This is a genomic window from Haladaptatus sp. DYSN1, assembly GCF_029489995.1.
In the GTDB taxonomy this organism is placed as follows: Archaea; Halobacteriota; Halobacteria; order Halobacteriales; family Halococcaceae; genus QDMS2.
This window is the reverse complement of the sequence record NZ_CP120470.1, coordinates 2,579,728-2,594,669: the sequence shown is the minus strand read 5'-3', so window position 1 is coordinate 2,594,669 and position 14,942 is coordinate 2,579,728. Positions and strand designations below refer to the sequence as shown.

The window sequence follows — 14,942 nt, the reverse complement described above, 5'->3', positions numbered from 1 at the left end:
ACGGCGAAATCTGCCACTTCTCGATGAAAAATTCTTTTAGGGACGAACCACTGCCACCCGAGCACACCAAATGACCGCGGCTTCACCTGCAAGTCAAATCCAGCGGACATTCCTCAAGTACCAACACGTATTCGTTTTCGCCGCGCCGGTTCTGTTCGTTCTCGGGGTATTCTTTGCCGCTCCGACGCCGACGGGGACTGACAGTGCCTACTGGCTCGAATACTGGTGGTTGTTCCCCTTCTTCCTGCTCGGAGCGACCATCGTCAACACCGTCGGCATCAGTGGTTCCGCCATGTTCGTGCCGTTTCTCATCTTCCTGTTCCCGGTGTTCGCGTTCAACCTGGAACCCGAGACTATCGTGAAAATCGGGCTCATCAGCGAGTCGTTCGGCCTGTCGAGTTCGGCCATCGCGTTCATCCAGTACGGCCTCGTCGACCGCCGATTAGCCCTCACGCTGGTCGGTGGCTCGATTCCGTTCGTCATCGGTGGGGCGCTCTTGTCGTTCGTCATCCCCGAGCCAATCTTCCAGTTCCTGCTCGGCCTCGCGCTTATCGCCGCGTCGGCGCTCCTGTTCAAAGCCGACTTGGGCCACGAGGATTCAGAGAGCACGGACAGTGGTGCTGACCCCGCGGTCACCGACGGCGGCCAGTCGCTCCCCGACGACGACGACAAACTCGGCCCGGCGGGCGTCGACGTAAATAACGGCACCGTCACGCGCGTCGACAAGGACGGGAACGCCTACCGCTACTCCCGTTCGGGATACGGCGAACGCTTCGCAAACTACAGCGTCGGCGGCGTGTTCCAGGGACTCGCTGGGTTCGGCATCGGCGAACTGGGCATCATCTCGATGCTTCGGTCGAACGTGCCCGTCAAGGTCGCCATCGGGACGAACCACATCGTCGTCGCACTCACGGCGGTGCTCGCCTCGCTCGTCCACGTCTTCGGCGGCGGCCTCGTCGGTGGTCACGAGATGGACCTCGCCTCTACACCGTGGAACATGGTCGTCTGGACGGTTCCGGCGACGGTGACTGGCGGACAGATTGCCCCGTACGTCGCTTCCAGCCTCGATACGGGCGCCATCAAGAAGGGCGTCGGCATGTTGTTCGCCATCATCGCGGTGGCACTGTTCGGCATCTCGGCCGGCGGCCTGTAACCCCGAGACGCCTTCTCGCTCGAACGCGTACCGCACGACGTGAACCACGACCGGATTCACGCGAAACGACCCGCCCACGACGCAGCGAGATTCACTCCCGGCACCATCGAACACCTCGAAACGCGCGACGACCACTGCGTCGTCACCGTCGCAGACGAGTCGGGGACGACCCACGACCTCTGGGTCACGCTCGCGGTCCGCGACCTGTTTCTCAGTCGTCTCGACCTCGCAGAAGACGACTCACCCATCGGAAAGACCGTCTGGTTCCGAAAACACGGCGGGTCGTAATCAGCAGAGGTTAGGCGGCGCTAGCGCTCACCTGTCGTGACCAAAAAATCGAGTTCGAGGTTCACCTAACTCGCAGGCGAGTCGGGATCTTCAGGCCCTTCTCCGTCGTCGTCAGACGGCTCTTCACCGGGGAGGACGACCGTCACGGTGGCGTCCTCGATGAGGAGGACCTCGAACGGTGCGTCACCGGTTGCCGAATCGGGGTCGAGGTATCCAACGGCGAGCGCGGAGTAGGCGACGCCGCTTTCGAGGGTCACGTCGACAGAGGTGACCACGGTGCCGTTGTTATCGTCGGATGCGGCCCGGATGTCCACAGTGTAGTTGCCGGCAGGCACGGTCAGGTACTCCGTCCCGTTGCCAAAGCTCACGTTGTCAGCGAGGACGATGGTCGTGTTATTGACCGTCGTCGTCACGTCCACGGCTGGCGCGTCGGGCGACAGGTGGATGACGCTCAGCGCCGACTCGTTTTCGGCGGGCGTGTAGGCGTCATCTTCGAACACCTTCGGGGCGAAGGCCGTGCTCTCGTTCGTTCCGAGCGCACTCACCTCACCGGTCGCGATGACCGTGTTGATGCTCCGTGCGTCAAGGGTGAGCGTTCCGTTGAACACCTCCGCTTCGCGGTCACCGGCTGCGGTAATCGTCACGTTGTACGACCCCGCGGCGAGCGTCAGATAATCGCTTACGGTCGAGAAGGACACGTTCTCGAGAACGCTCTCGTTCTCTACGTAGACGTCAACGCTCGGCGCGTCGGGCGAGGCGTGAATCACGCGAAGGTAAGTTCGTTCCTGTGTCGGGATTTCGTCTCCCGCTGTCGGCTCTTCCTGGGCGAACGCCCCGCCAATGGTGGCGACGCTCCCAATGACGGTGAGCGCGAGCAGTACGGCGAGTACTGCTCGATAGGTAGTTTGCAACATGCCAGCAATATAGTGGCAGTTTCGTGGCTTTGTTATGAATCGCCGCTTTCGCGGGAAACCGGCCTCTCTCGCGCCGAAAAATCAGTCAGAGTAGCGGTATTTCACGACTGACAACTCGGCGCACACAGACAGTCAGCCGGATTGAATTCGACCGGATACGGCGCTTTCACGTGAATTCTTCGCTTACTCGCTCAGCAATCACAGAGTATTCGGTGAAACTGCCAGTTTCTCCGATTTTTCACCGACAACTGGCGGTCTGACCCGTGTGACTATCAGGTCTGCCACACTGGTCCGTGCTCACCCGGCGAGTGCAGCTGGCGCGACCGTCGTGCGATTGTCGGCCTCCTGGACCACGTATCGCTGGCCGATAAGCGGGTCGAGCAGGTCGTCGACCGGTGCGCGGTCGTCGCGCAGCACGGGCACGTTCTCGACGTTTTCGCTGTTGCGATAGGTCCGGAGTTCGCTGCTGAGGTCGATACCGATGTCACGGTTTGTGTTCCGGGCGAGCAACTCCTCCTGGGTGAGCACCGTCGCGTTCTTCGTGGCCACCACCTCGATGTTCTGGATGACCGTGGCGTCTACCGTTGGAAAACTGTACACCTGCGGAAACACCTGCGCCATCGTCTTGTACTCGGCGCGGTAGAACTGCGAGGCCGCTCCCTGTGGCGCGGAGATGATGTTCGCAAAGAGCACACCGTCATCTGAGAGCCGGCTTTCGGCCAGTCGCATGAACTCCTCGGTGGTCAACTGGAAGGGAACTTTGTCCATCTTGTAGGCGTCGAGGATGATGAGGTCGTACGTTTCGTCCGTCTGCTGGAGGAACTGACGGCCGTCCATGTTGTGGATGCGAAGGCGGTCCGATTCTTCGACCGCGAAGTACTCTTTTGCCACCGAGATGACCTCGGGGTCGATTTCCACCACGTCCACGGTCACGTCGTAGTCCTCGACGAACCGTTTCGGTCCGGTGAATCCACCGCCGCCGATGAACAGCACGCGGTCTACGTCGTCAGTCATGAGCAGCGGAAGGTGAAAATAGCGCGTGTAGGTGAACACGTGTCGAGAGGGATTGTCGAGGTCCATCGCGCTGTGTCGCTGGCCGTCGAGGTACAGCGTGCGCGTGCCGCCGAGGTCGATGACCTGGAGTTCCTGGTAGGGCGTCTGCGTCTCGTAGACGATGCGTCCCTCGATGCTGACCCCTGCTGCGCCGCTGCCGACAGCGGCGACGAGTAAGAGCGCCACCGCCGCGCTCCCGAGTGCCTGGTCGGTCGTGATGCCGGGGCGGGCGACGAGGACGGCCGCGCCGACGGCGATGAGGCCTAGGACGAGGCCAATCTGGTCGATGCTCAACTCTGGAATGAGGATGAACGTCGTCCCGAACGCCCCGACGATGCTGCCGACCGTCCCGACCGCGTAGACGCGGCCAGAGGCCGCACCCGTGCTCTCCGTCTCAGAGAGTTCGGCGGCGTAGGGGCTCACGAACCCGAGCAGGTAGGTCGGCGGCCCGAACAGGAGAACCACGGCGGGCAGCGACGCGAATCGGCTGGGGAGTGGAAACGCCCCTGCTGCACGCAACAGTACCTCGCCGGCGAAAATCAGGACGGCGACGTACAACGCGGTGCCGAGCAGGAGACGGACGAGGCGTCTGGTCGAGGCGCGTTTTGCCGCGAGGCGGCCGCCGCGGTAGTAGCCGAGACTGAGCGCCGCGAGAAAGACGCCGATGATACTCCCCCAGGTGAAAATGCTGCTTCCGTACTGTGGGGCAATCATCCGGCCGGCGAGGATTTCCAGTCCCATACTGGTCATCCCCGAGGCGAACACGGCCAGTTCCGGCTTTGGGGGTAACGCGGGCAGGCGGGCGGTGCGGGTGGCCATTGCCCTCTCCTACGCGCACCGCGACATTAAAGGGTGCACGCGAAGTGACAGGTCGCCCTCGAAACGAGTCGTCACGGGTGTCAGTCATTTTCGGTGGCAGGTGAGCAGTTACGCATAAACGCATTGAGCGAATCAAAGGGGATATGACCGTCATCGTACGCGGGTCCATCCCCGCAGATGAATTCGCCCTGAACCACGTCCTGTGTTCCTATCCGGATGTGGAGTTCGACATCGAACGCGTGGTGAAAAGCGGGGAAGACGCCGTCATGCCACTCGTCTGGGTCCGAGGGACAGACCGTGAGGACTTCGAGCAACTGTTGGAGGAAGACGAGACGGTCAATTCGGTCTCACTGCTCGCCGACCTCGGCGACGAGTACCTCTATCGCATGGAGTGGGTGGACCAGGTAATCTTGCTCCTCGATATGCTCACCAGTTCGAAAGCGACGATTCTCGACGCTTACGGCCGCAACGACCGCTGGACCCTTCGGGTGATGTACCCCGACCGCGAGCGATTTTCAGACAACTACGACTTCGCCGAAGACGTGGGCGTCACCTTCGAAATCGAATCCATCCGCGAACTCGACGAGGAACCCGCCGGCCGGTTCGGTCTCACGAAGAGCCAGTACGAGACGCTCATCACCGCCGTTGAACACGGCTACTTCGAGGTTCCACGCGACAGTTCGTTAGAAGACCTCGCCGAAAAATTCGACGTGTCTCACCAGGCGCTTTCAGAGCGCCTCCGCAGGGGCATGAAAGCACTCGTCGAAGACGCGCTCGTCATCGGGCACGTCGACGAAGACGAAGAATAGGTCGCGAGTCAGACGTTACCGTCTGCGTCCGCGACTTGCCGCGTGTGCCCGGCCATCAAGTTGCCGTCGCCGCCCGCACGGGGTGGTGCAGGGGTCGCCAGCAGTTCTACGTCTGCCCGGAGCCGGTCTGCGTACTGACGGCGAATCGTTCGCGCTTCTGACTCTTTAAGCGTGCCCGGCCCGCGCAATTCCTGGGAAATCGGCTCGTAAGCCGACGGGTCGAAGCCCATCGCTTCCAGGTAGTTGCACACCATCCCCGAATCGAGCCCCCACCGAATCGCCTGCTGGCTGACGGACTGCAACTGTTCGAACGTGGGGACGCCGATGCGGTCGAACTGGACGCCCGTCGTGCCAATTTCGAGTGGCTTCGTCTCCGTCTGGGTGACGACGTCGCGCACGTCCATGGCCAGTTGAACCGCCTGGCTCGGCAGCGTCGAGTCGGGTGCCCGCCACTCGACGGTCGGCTGTTCGTGACGCAGACGGACCGGGTTCAACACGGTGTTCTCTGCGCTGAAGTGTTCACAGACGTCTTCCTCTGCCACACCGCGCTCTGCAGCGAGGGTTTTGAACGCCTCGTAGGCATCCTCGGTCTGCTCGTTCCAGGCCTCGACGCTGTCTGCGTACCCGCGCAGGTCGCAGTAGCGTTCGAAGTCCGATCCGCACTTCTTGCGGTAAGCAGCGGCCCGCGAAGAGTCCACCTCCCGCTCGCCGCAGTAGTACGGCGAGGAACTCACGAGCGCGAGTGCGGGGTCGAGCGCCGTAAGCAGGTTGAGTTGCCGACAGACGTTCTCTTTCTCGAAGTGAATGTGCGTGCCGGCGCAGTTTTTCGCGCTCTTGACGCCGTCTTCGTAGATGTCCTCGAAGAGATGCCCGCGTCCCTTCTTCGCCGGCACCGTTGCGTCGGTGAGCGGCGTCCCGAGTGGGACGAGTTGCTTTTCGAGCGTGTCCGCGTACTGAATCGTTTTCCGAAGCGTGTCCTGTAAATCTCGTCGGAGTGCAGTCGCTGTTTCGTGCGGGTCTGTCCGCACCTCGATCAGTGGCCCGACGAACTCGGGTTCCACCTTGTCATGCGCGTCAGTGAGATCGTGGCCGTTACAGAGTCGTCCGTCGTCGTCGACGACCCAGAACTCGATCTCGATTCCTGTATTCATCATAGTGGACCGGCGTGACTGCATCCCACCCCGGTCTTTCCACCTTTCTTCCCATCCCCTCTCACTCTCCTGCTTGCAGGTGCAGTCTGTTTGTATCGGGGTCGATAACTCATCAAAAAACCACAGTGAACCGACCCGTCGGTTCTCAGTCCCAGTGGCTCAGATACTCGAAATCCGCGGTCCGGTCGTCGAACCGACCGAGTCTGAACGGTTCCATCGGGAACGGGGCATCCTCACCCGTCACGAGACTCCGTACTGCACGACCGGTCACCGGCGAGAGCATGACCCCTCTGCCGTGCAGGCCAGTGACGAACACGAGACCCTCCGGGACCTCGTCGGGCGCGTCGATGATTGGAAGTCCATCCGGCGAAGCACAATCGGCAGTCGGACAGCAGTCTTCCCGTCGGATGTCGCCCGCTTCGACCCCCGCGAGCAGCGGCGCGACGCGCTCCATCACGAGGTCACGAAACGATTCCTCGACGCCCATCTGCGTTTCCTCGGGGTCAGAGAGGAGGTGCTCGTTCCCGCCGATGAGCACGTCGCCGCGGGGTGTGGGCCGCCAGTAGACGCGCATTGTGGGTTCGGACCCGAGCGGTGCGTCCGCCGGCAACGGCGTGTCTGGTTCGACGACGACGGCGTTCCAGCGAAGCGGTCTGACCGGGAGTTCGACGTACTCAGCGAGCAGGTCGCGCGTCTTCCAGCCGGTTGCGTAGACGACGTGGTCGGCGTCCACGGGGCCGTACTCGGTTTCGACGCCGACGACGCGGCCGTCTTCGACCCGCAGGTCGGTCACCGCGTGGTCGCGGAACACGGCCGCACCGGCCTGCTCTGCGGCCCACTTGAGCGTCATCGTGTAGTCGAGGGCGTCGAGGTAGCCGGTTCCCTCGTAGGCGAGCGCCCCGCCGTAGGCCGAGAGGTCCCCGAAGGCGTCAGGGTAGCGTGCCAGGAGCTCGTCCTTTGGGAGGAATTTACCGCCCGTCGGGGCCTGTTCGGTGTATCGCGCCGCGTCTTCTTCGGGGACGAGGCGGACGGTTTCCTGTTCGGTGAACGAGAAGATGCCCTGACCGTCTAACTCCCGAAACTGCGAGAGGGCGAACGACGCCCATTCGTCTGGAAACGGTTCGAGCGAGAGAGAAATCATCCCAGACGCCCGCGAGGACGTATCGGCTGCAACGCCACCTTTGTCGAACACCAACACGTCGTGGTCCGGGGCCAGCTCCCGGGCGATTGCGAGGCCGGAAACGCCCGCCCCGACGACCACGACGCGAGATTCATCGCTTGGCATGCGTGGACACAGGACAACCCAGAATAAAACGCTACGGGATGTCGATTCCTCACTCGACGGCGATGGTTTCGTCGCTCACGACGACACGGTCGGCCGAGGATGAGGGGTTCCCACTGCCCCGGCGAGGACGGTCAGGACGGCGAGGAGGACGGGGACGATTCGGCGGGACATATAATGGGAGTTCGGAAACCAACGAATTAGTTGCTTTACAAACATTAGTCCCGCACCATGGCGAAAATATAGACTCGAATCTGAGTGCAATTTGTCTTCGAATTATCTCCGTCGAACCACAAACGAACGTCCAGCAACGGCAGCGGATTGTAGGCGTTTCGACGGTTGTTCACCCACCTTCTGTGTCGCGCGTGACAACACTCGAAAAACTCGCCAACGGGTGTTACACACTCTCTACCGCGAGAAATCGGCCGTGAATGTTGTATAGTTATACCCCCCACTCCCCGTTAGTGAACACAATGACTGACCTGGCTACAACAGTCCAGTCGCTCAAAACAGCGCTCCCGAATCCGCAAACAGCAGACAACGTCATCTACAATCCCTCCCTCGAGGAACTCCGCGAACTCGCTCGCGGACACGAGACGACGACTGAGTTCGGGTCGCCATCCTACGTGAGCGAAGAACGTTCGCGCAACGCGGACAAGACCAAGAACGCAGTCGATTCTGACTTCGACGACAAGGATTACGCCTACCTCGAGTCCGCGTTCGAGTACGCCGCAGCAGAAGAGATAATTTGCGTCGACCGCCAGATGGGTCGCCACGAAGACCACTCCTACCGCTGCCGACTGTTCGTCCAGAAGGAGTTCGCCCGCATCGGGCTCGCGTGGGCGAAACTGTTCGAACCCGTTACTGACGACGCAGAACCCGACTTCGTCACCGTCCAGATTCCAGAGTGGGACGAAATCGCGGTCCGCATCCTTCCAGACGAGGGACTCACAGCAGTCCTCGGCAGCGATTACACCGGCGAGGCGAAGAAGTCCTTCCTCCGCCTGCACATGTACTACGCGAAGCAAGCAGGCGGCCTCGGCCTCCACGCCGGCAGCAAGCGCGTCACCCTCAAAGACGCAGACGGCGACCTGAAGAACGTCGGGCAGGCGTTCCTCGGACTCTCTGCGACGGGCAAATCCACGCTCACCGCCCACGGCCTCTGGCTGGACGGTGACGAGGAAGCCTCAATGCTCCAGGACGACGTGTGTGCCCTCCTTCCGGACGGCACCATCGCGGGCAGCGAAGGAAACGGCCTCTACGTGAAGACCATCGGCTTAGACCGCGAGGAACAGCCGACGATGTACGACGCTGTGACTCACGAATCGGCCGTCCTCGAAAACGTGGACGTCGCCGAAGACGGCACCGTCGATTTCGACTCCGACCTCCACACGAGTAACGGCCGGGCCATCATCGTCCGCGACCAGCTCGCCTCCGCAGACGAAGACATCGACTTGGACGAGGTAGACCAGGTGTTCTTCATCACGCGCAACCCCGTGATGCCGCCAGTCGCCAAACTCACGCCCGAAGAGGCCGCCGTCGCGTTCATGCTCGGCGAATCCATCCAGACGAGTGCGGGCGATCCATCCGCCGCCGGTGAATCCATCCGCGTCGTTGGCACCAACCCGTTCATCATGGGTTCGAAAGGCGAGGAGGGCAATCGCTTCCGCGACCTCGTCTCCGACCTCGGCGTCGAATGCTACGTCCTCAACACCGGCCACCTCGGCGCGAAGGCAAAGGACATCGGCGTCACCGAATCCGTCACCATTCTCCGCGAAATCGCTCGCGGAACCGTCGATTGGCAGGAAGACGAGCAGACCGGCCTCACTATTCCGGCGAACGTCCCCGGCATCGACATCACCGAGTTCTACGTCCCGGACCACGTCGAGGACTTCGACCAGCAGCAAATCGACCTCCGCGGCGAGCGCCTCGCCCACCTGACGCAGTTCGAGGACTTAGACAGCGAGATTCTCGACGCCGTCTACTGAAGGCAGTTTTTCTCGTTTTCGTCGAATCGACCAGCCAGCGACGCGGATAGCGGCCAATTTCGAACGAATTTGGGTGAGACTGATGCGCCACTGCTGTCGCAGTTCGGCAAACGCTCTTGTGTCGATTTGCGCTCGAAACAGGTACCGCATCATGAGCAACACTGATACGACACCTGGCCGTCGCGGGCTTCGCTCGCGTAGAACCGTCCTCGGAATCATCGCGAGTATCGGCGGCGTGGCCCTCGCCGGCTGTACCGGCGGCACCTCCGGCGGCGACGGCATGACCACGACCGAAGACGGCACCACGACGACCACCGAAGGTGGAATGCAAACTACCGAAGACGGGTCGATGGACGAGAACCCGGACGTGGCCATCCTGAACTACGCGCTTACGCTCGAACACTTGGAGAACGCGTTCTACCGCGACGGATTGGCCGAGTTCTCTACCGACGAACTCATGCAGGCCGACGCGCTGAGCAAGTTCAGCGAAACCGTCCGCATGCAGGTTCCCGAGTACCTGAAAGCCGCCGGCGAGCACGAGGCGGCCCACGTCTCCGCGCTCGGTGACACCATCGAACAGCTCGGCGGGACGCCCGTCGAAGAAGCCGACTACGACTTCGGCTACGAGACGCCTTCCGAGTTCCTCGCGGTGGGGAAGGCACTCGAAAACACCGGCGTCGCCGCTTACGCCGGCGCGGCCCCGTCCATCGTCAACAACGACGTGCTGACCGCCGCGCTTGGCATCCACAGCGTCGAAGCGCGTCACGCGAGTTTCCTCAACCTCGTGAACTCCTCGTCCCCGTTCCCGAAGGCGGTAGACGAGGCCCAGACGATGGAGGAAGTGCTCGAAATCGCCAGCCAGTTCGTCACGGAGAACCCGAACGACAGCGCCGCACTGGAGCGCCACGACTCGATGGCGACGCCACAGCGCAAGGAAGACGACGGCACGAGCGACGTGGACATTCTGAACTACGCGCTCACCTTAGAACACCTGGAAGCCGTGTTCTACCGCGAGGGGCTGGAGACCTTCAGCGCCGACGAACTCCGCAACGCCGACGTTCTCTCCGACTACGACGAGCACCTCCGCATGACCGTCCCCGACCGTCTCGCAGCCATTGGCGACCACGAGGCGGCCCACGTGACGGCAATCGCTGACACCGTAGAACAACTCGGTGGGACACCAGTCGAGGAGGCGACCTACGACTTCGGCTACGAGACGGCCTCCGAGTTCCTCGCGGTGGGGAAGGCACTCGAAAACACCGGCGTCGCGGCCTACGCTGGCGCGGCGACCTCCGTCTCGAACGACGACGTGTTCGCGGCCGCCGCGGGCATTCACAGCGTCGAGGCCCGCCACGCGAGTTTCCTGAACGAACTCAACGTGTCGAACCCGTTCCCGATGGCCGTCGACGAACCGATGACTATGGACGAGGTGGTGGAGATAGCCGGACAGTTTATCGTAGAGGAGTAATCCTCTCGGTTGGCGATTCCTGTGTGCCATCCCCGGTGACGTGGCCTTTCTTCGCCACGTCACCACCCTTTTCTCTCGGCTTTCGCCCTGGTGGTCTCCGTCAGGGATATGCTATTTATCCGTCGAGTAAATACAGCGTACAATGACCGGTCACGCCGGGATCGATGGACGCACCTCCAGAGAGGTGGTACGCTTCTACCTGCGCGACCACCGGACGCCCGTCGGGAAGACCATCGACATTGCGCTGCTCGCGCTCATCTTCGCCTTCATCGCATTGTTTATCGTCGAAACCTACGCCTGGGCGACTCCTTACCTGCCCATCCTCTTTCAGCTCGAAGTCGCTATCGCGCTCGTGTTCTTCGCCGAGTATCTGCTTCGTATCTACGGCGCTCGCGACCGGCTCGCGGAAGTCACCGACCCGTACACCGTGGTCGACTTGCTCGCGATTCTGCCGACGCTCCTGTTGTTCGTCGTGCCCTCGGTCGAATCCACCGTCCTCAACATCGGCTACCTGCGGGCGCTGCGAGTGATTCGCGTGCTTCGCTTCTACCGTTTTACCAAAGACGAGGAGTTCTTCTTCGGAACCGTCTCCGACTCCGCCCTCCGAGCGATGAAACTCGGTCTCACCGTTCTGACGCTCTTTTTCGTCGCCGCCGGACTGTTCTACAGTTTCGAACAGGCGACGAACCCGACGGTAAACAACTTCGGCGACGCGTTCTACTTCGTCGTCGTCACGCTCACGACGGTTGGGTTCGGCGACATCACGCCCGTCACCCGCGCCGGGCGCTGGGTGACGGTTTCTGCCATCGTCGTCGGCATCATCCTCATCCCGTGGCAGGCGGGCCGCATCGTCAAAGAGTGGGCGCACAGAGACCAGGTGAACGTCGTCTGCCGGAACTGCGGACTGGCCTACCACGACAGAGACGCCTCCCACTGCAAGGCGTGTGGGAACGTTATCTACCAGCAGTACGACTCTCGCGAGTGAGTCACCGCGCCAGCACGAGCGACCGCTCTATCGATCCGAGCGAGAAGGGTAGGCTGTCCCACGAGTCGCCGTAATCGGCGGAGAACCACACCTTCCCGTCTGCCGCTCCAGCGACGACGAGTCCCGGTTCGCCGGGGAGCGTACAGAGGGCGTACGGCATCGCGGCGAACGGCCGGGGCAATCCGCCGCCAAGTCGCACCCACGGCCCGTCACCGCGCCAGCGATAGATGTAGGCTCTCGCCCGTCCTTCGCGGTGGGCGGCGAACGCTCCCGTAGAGGCCGACAGATACCACGTGTCCGGGTCTTCGGGGTCCGCTGCGACGGCCCAGCCGTACGACCGGTCGAGGCCGTGTGTGGGGGCAATCCACGTCGCCCCGCCGTCCTGACTCGTCGCGCCGCCACGTCCACGCAGGCCCGCCCCACCCTCGTAGAGCCTCGTTCCGTCGGTCGTGTGGAACGTAAGGGTGTGGCAGTCGCGTATCGCCCCCTCGCAGTGGCCCGACCACGTCTCACCGCCATCCGTACTCCGGACGACGGCACCGAATTCGATACCCGCCACGACGAGGTCCGGGTCGGTCGGCGAGAGTGCAATCGCCTGCACGTAGGGTGAAAGCGGCAATTCGGCGGGCGAGAACCAGAGGCGCTTCCCGGGAATCGAGTTGAACCCCGTCAACTCGGTCCACGTTAGGCCGCCATCGACCGACTTGAACATGCCCGCGGGTTTCACTCCTGCGTAGATTGTCGCGGAGTCGTGGGGACTCACGGCCAGCGATTTCACGACCCTGCCCGCGAGACCCAGGTCGTCCCAGGTCACCCCGCCATCGACCGATTGGAACACGCCCTCGCCCTGTGTTCCGGCGTAGCTGATGGCGGGCGTTGTCGGGTCCACGGCGAGACAGCGCACGTCCACGTGCGAGAGCGGGAGCGTGACTGTCCACTCGCCGTCGGCGAAACTGGCTCTCGCAATCCCCGCAGCCGTGGTAGCGAGAAACGTCGTTGCGAGGAGCGATTCAGGAACTGTGATGCCGCCAGCGCGTGGCGGACTCCGGGTCTTGATTGCCATTCCCCATCCCTGCTAGACAGAGGATGTCGCGGGCGAAAAGTCTACGTCTCGAACAGGGACACCGAACTCTCCGTCAGGGGAGCAACTTGTTCACGGCTGATTTCAGACGATACCCGAGCGAGTTCGACTGGTAGCCACGCCATCCTCGCCAGCCGCCTTCGAGTGTCTTCGCCTCGTATCCCTCGGCTTCGAGGACCTTCGTCGCTCGTTTCGCGACGATACCAGCTTTGCACACGGTGACCACGTCTCTGTCCGCCGGAATCGCACCCAATCGGTCTTCGAGTGTGGCCGTGTTCCCCCTGCGCAGGTCGTCGTAGACGGGAATGTTTTGACTGCCGTCGATGTGTCCGGCGTGAAAGTTCGACTCGGGCCGAATGTCGAGGACGAACAGCTGCTCACCGCGTTCCAGCCGCGCGGCCAATTCGGCGGGACGAACCTTGCTCATCACCCACAATTCCGCACCCAGCCGCAAAAACGGTGTTGTCCGAAGAATCCGCAGCCTGCCGGTCAGGCCGTCGGCTTCACGTTCTGGTTCACCCGGAACAGGTTGTGCGGGTCGTAGGCCTGCTTTAACTCGGCGAGTCGCTCGTAGTTCGCGCCGTAGGCGAGTCGCTCTTCGCCCGAATCCTCGCTGATGAAGTTCACGTAGACGCCCTCCTGGGCGTTCGGTGATTGGGCGTCGTAGTACTCCCTCGCCCACGCCTTGCACGTGTCGTCGAGAGCCGGGTCGTCCCACCGGGTGTGGACGTTCATGATGTAGGTCGCATCCCGGTGTGGATAGGCCGTTGCCTCCGCTGGCACCCGTGCCATCTCACCGCCGACGTGGCCGAAGAAAATTTCCGACATCGGCGACGGCAGGTTGTCCGCGTACTGGATGGCGATGTCGATGACTTCGTCGGTCATGTCGGCGAAGTTGTGCGACTTCCAGTAGTTGCGAAGCCCGGGCTCAAGCAGTGGGTCGACAAGCTGTTGGAAGGCTTCGTACGGCACCGGTCCGACGCCGTCGCCGAGTGGCGTGGCTATCTCTCGAAGCGGTGCAACGAGTTTCTCACCTTCCGCCGGGTCACCGGCGTAGAAGGGGATGACGATGAGGACGTCTTTGCCGACGTCCTCCTCGGCGAGGAACGGCAGCGGCGGCGCTTTTCTGAGGACCACCCACGTCGAAAGCTCGTCGGGGGCGGTCTGGTTGAACTCGCGGACGAACTGGAGGACTGTCGTCCTGTCCGCCGTGTCGTATACGATTGGTCCGCCAAAGATCTCCGGACCGACTTCGTGGAGATCGTATTCGAAGGAGGTGACGATGCCGAAGTTGCCACTTCCCCCGCGAATCCCCCAGAACAGGTCGGGGTGTTCGGTTTCACTGACGTGCAGAAGCGTCCCGGCGGAGGTCACTATATCGACCGACTGCAGGTTATCGATCGTCATCCCGTACTTCCGGCTCAACCACCCGAACCCGCCGCCGAGCGTCAGCCCCGCGACGCCGGTCGTCGAGTTGATGCCGAGCGGTGTCGCGAGTCCGAACGCCTGCGCCTCGTGGTCGAAGTCGGCGAGTGTGGCTCCCGCCTCGACCCGGGCGGTCTTCGCCTCCGGGTCGACGCGAATTGCCTTCATCTGCGAGAGGTCGATGACCACTCCATCGTCACACAGAGCCGTGCCGGCGATGTTGTGCCCGCCGCCTCTGACCGAGACCAGCAGGTTATGCTCGCGGGCGAAGTTGACCGCCGCGATGACGTCTGCGACTCCCGAACACTGAGCGATAAGCCCCGGTCGCTTGTCTATCGCCGCGTTCCAAATTGCACGCGCCTCGTCGTACCCCGGGTCCTCGGGCTCGAAGAGTTCTCCGCGGAACGCAAGCTTGAGTGCCGCTATCGCGCCCTCGTCTATGCGCATTTCACGAACTGCCATAGCACCTAGAATTTCGATAAGCCGGGAGAAATAGTGTGTTTACTGTTAGCACGATATTCACGAC

The 14,942-nt window shown here is 62.3% G+C and carries 13 protein-coding genes; 6 read left to right on the top strand and 7 right to left on the bottom strand.

Annotated features, from left to right (window positions below; translation table 11 throughout):
- Positions 1-70: 70 nt before the first annotated feature.
- Entirely contained in the window at positions 71-1,153 is a 1,083-nt protein-coding gene (locus tag P0648_RS14110; protein ID WP_277504410.1) for a sulfite exporter TauE/SafE family protein, read from the top strand.
- 39 nt (positions 1,154-1,192) lie between these two features.
- Entirely contained in the window at positions 1,193-1,441 is a 249-nt protein-coding gene (locus P0648_RS14105; protein ID WP_277504407.1) for a hypothetical protein, read from the top strand.
- A 65-nt stretch (positions 1,442-1,506) separates the two neighbouring features.
- On the opposite strand, the gene P0648_RS14100 is transcribed toward P0648_RS14105, so the two are convergent.
- On the bottom strand, positions 1,507-2,355 hold the full coding sequence (locus P0648_RS14100; RefSeq protein WP_277504405.1) for a DUF4397 domain-containing protein: 849 nt from the start codon (positions 2,353-2,355) through the stop codon (positions 1,507-1,509).
- Between the two features lie 297 nt (positions 2,356-2,652).
- Positions 2,653-4,227 carry a spermidine synthase gene (locus P0648_RS14095; RefSeq protein WP_277504404.1) on the bottom strand — a complete coding sequence of 525 codons (1,575 nt, stop codon included), beginning with the start codon at positions 4,225-4,227 and terminating at the stop codon, positions 2,653-2,655.
- Positions 4,228-4,370: 143 nt separating this feature from the next.
- On the opposite strand from P0648_RS14095, the gene P0648_RS14090 reads away from it, so the two are divergent.
- Positions 4,371-5,036: a helix-turn-helix domain-containing protein gene (locus P0648_RS14090; RefSeq protein WP_276246631.1), complete on the top strand. Its 666-nt coding sequence runs from the start codon at positions 4,371-4,373 to the stop codon at positions 5,034-5,036.
- Positions 5,037-5,044: 8 nt separating this feature from the next.
- On the opposite strand, the gene P0648_RS14085 is transcribed toward P0648_RS14090, so the two are convergent.
- Together P0648_RS14085 and P0648_RS14080 are read right to left on the bottom strand one after the other, a co-directional pair.
- A complete protein-coding gene (locus P0648_RS14085; RefSeq protein ID WP_277504401.1) occupies positions 5,045-6,190 on the bottom strand; it encodes a glutamate-cysteine ligase family protein in 1,146 nt (381 codons plus the stop codon).
- A gap of 142 nt (positions 6,191-6,332) precedes the next feature.
- Positions 6,333-7,472, bottom strand: coding sequence for an FAD-binding oxidoreductase (locus P0648_RS14080; protein ID WP_277504399.1), 1,140 nt, complete (start codon positions 7,470-7,472; stop codon positions 6,333-6,335).
- Positions 7,473-7,942: 470 nt separating this feature from the next.
- On the opposite strand from P0648_RS14080, the gene P0648_RS14075 reads away from it, so the two are divergent.
- The 3 genes from P0648_RS14075 (at position 7,943) to P0648_RS14065 (ending at position 11,910) form a co-directional block, all read left to right on the top strand.
- Entirely contained in the window at positions 7,943-9,457 is a 1,515-nt protein-coding gene (locus P0648_RS14075; RefSeq protein WP_277504397.1) for a phosphoenolpyruvate carboxykinase (ATP), read from the top strand.
- A 151-nt stretch (positions 9,458-9,608) separates the two neighbouring features.
- Positions 9,609-10,925 carry a ferritin-like domain-containing protein gene (locus tag P0648_RS14070; protein ID WP_276246635.1) on the top strand — a complete coding sequence of 439 codons (1,317 nt, stop codon included), beginning with the start codon at positions 9,609-9,611 and terminating at the stop codon, positions 10,923-10,925.
- A gap of 142 nt (positions 10,926-11,067) precedes the next feature.
- Positions 11,068-11,910: an ion transporter gene (locus tag P0648_RS14065; protein ID WP_277504396.1), complete on the top strand. Its 843-nt coding sequence runs from the start codon at positions 11,068-11,070 to the stop codon at positions 11,908-11,910.
- 1 nt (position 11,911) lies between these two features.
- Here P0648_RS14065 and P0648_RS14060 read toward each other — a convergent pair whose 3' ends face one another.
- The 3 genes from P0648_RS14060 to P0648_RS14050 form a co-directional block, all read right to left on the bottom strand.
- Positions 11,912-12,973: a hypothetical protein gene (locus P0648_RS14060; protein ID WP_277504395.1), complete on the bottom strand. Its 1,062-nt coding sequence runs from the start codon at positions 12,971-12,973 to the stop codon at positions 11,912-11,914.
- Between the two features lie 73 nt (positions 12,974-13,046).
- Positions 13,047-13,418, bottom strand: a complete 372-nt coding sequence (locus P0648_RS14055; protein WP_276246638.1) for a rhodanese-like domain-containing protein — start codon at positions 13,416-13,418, stop codon at positions 13,047-13,049.
- A gap of 62 nt (positions 13,419-13,480) precedes the next feature.
- Positions 13,481-14,878 (bottom strand): FAD-binding oxidoreductase, encoded by a 1,398-nt coding sequence (locus P0648_RS14050; protein WP_277504394.1) that lies wholly within the window; start codon positions 14,876-14,878, stop codon positions 13,481-13,483.
- Positions 14,879-14,942: the final 64 nt, after the last annotated feature.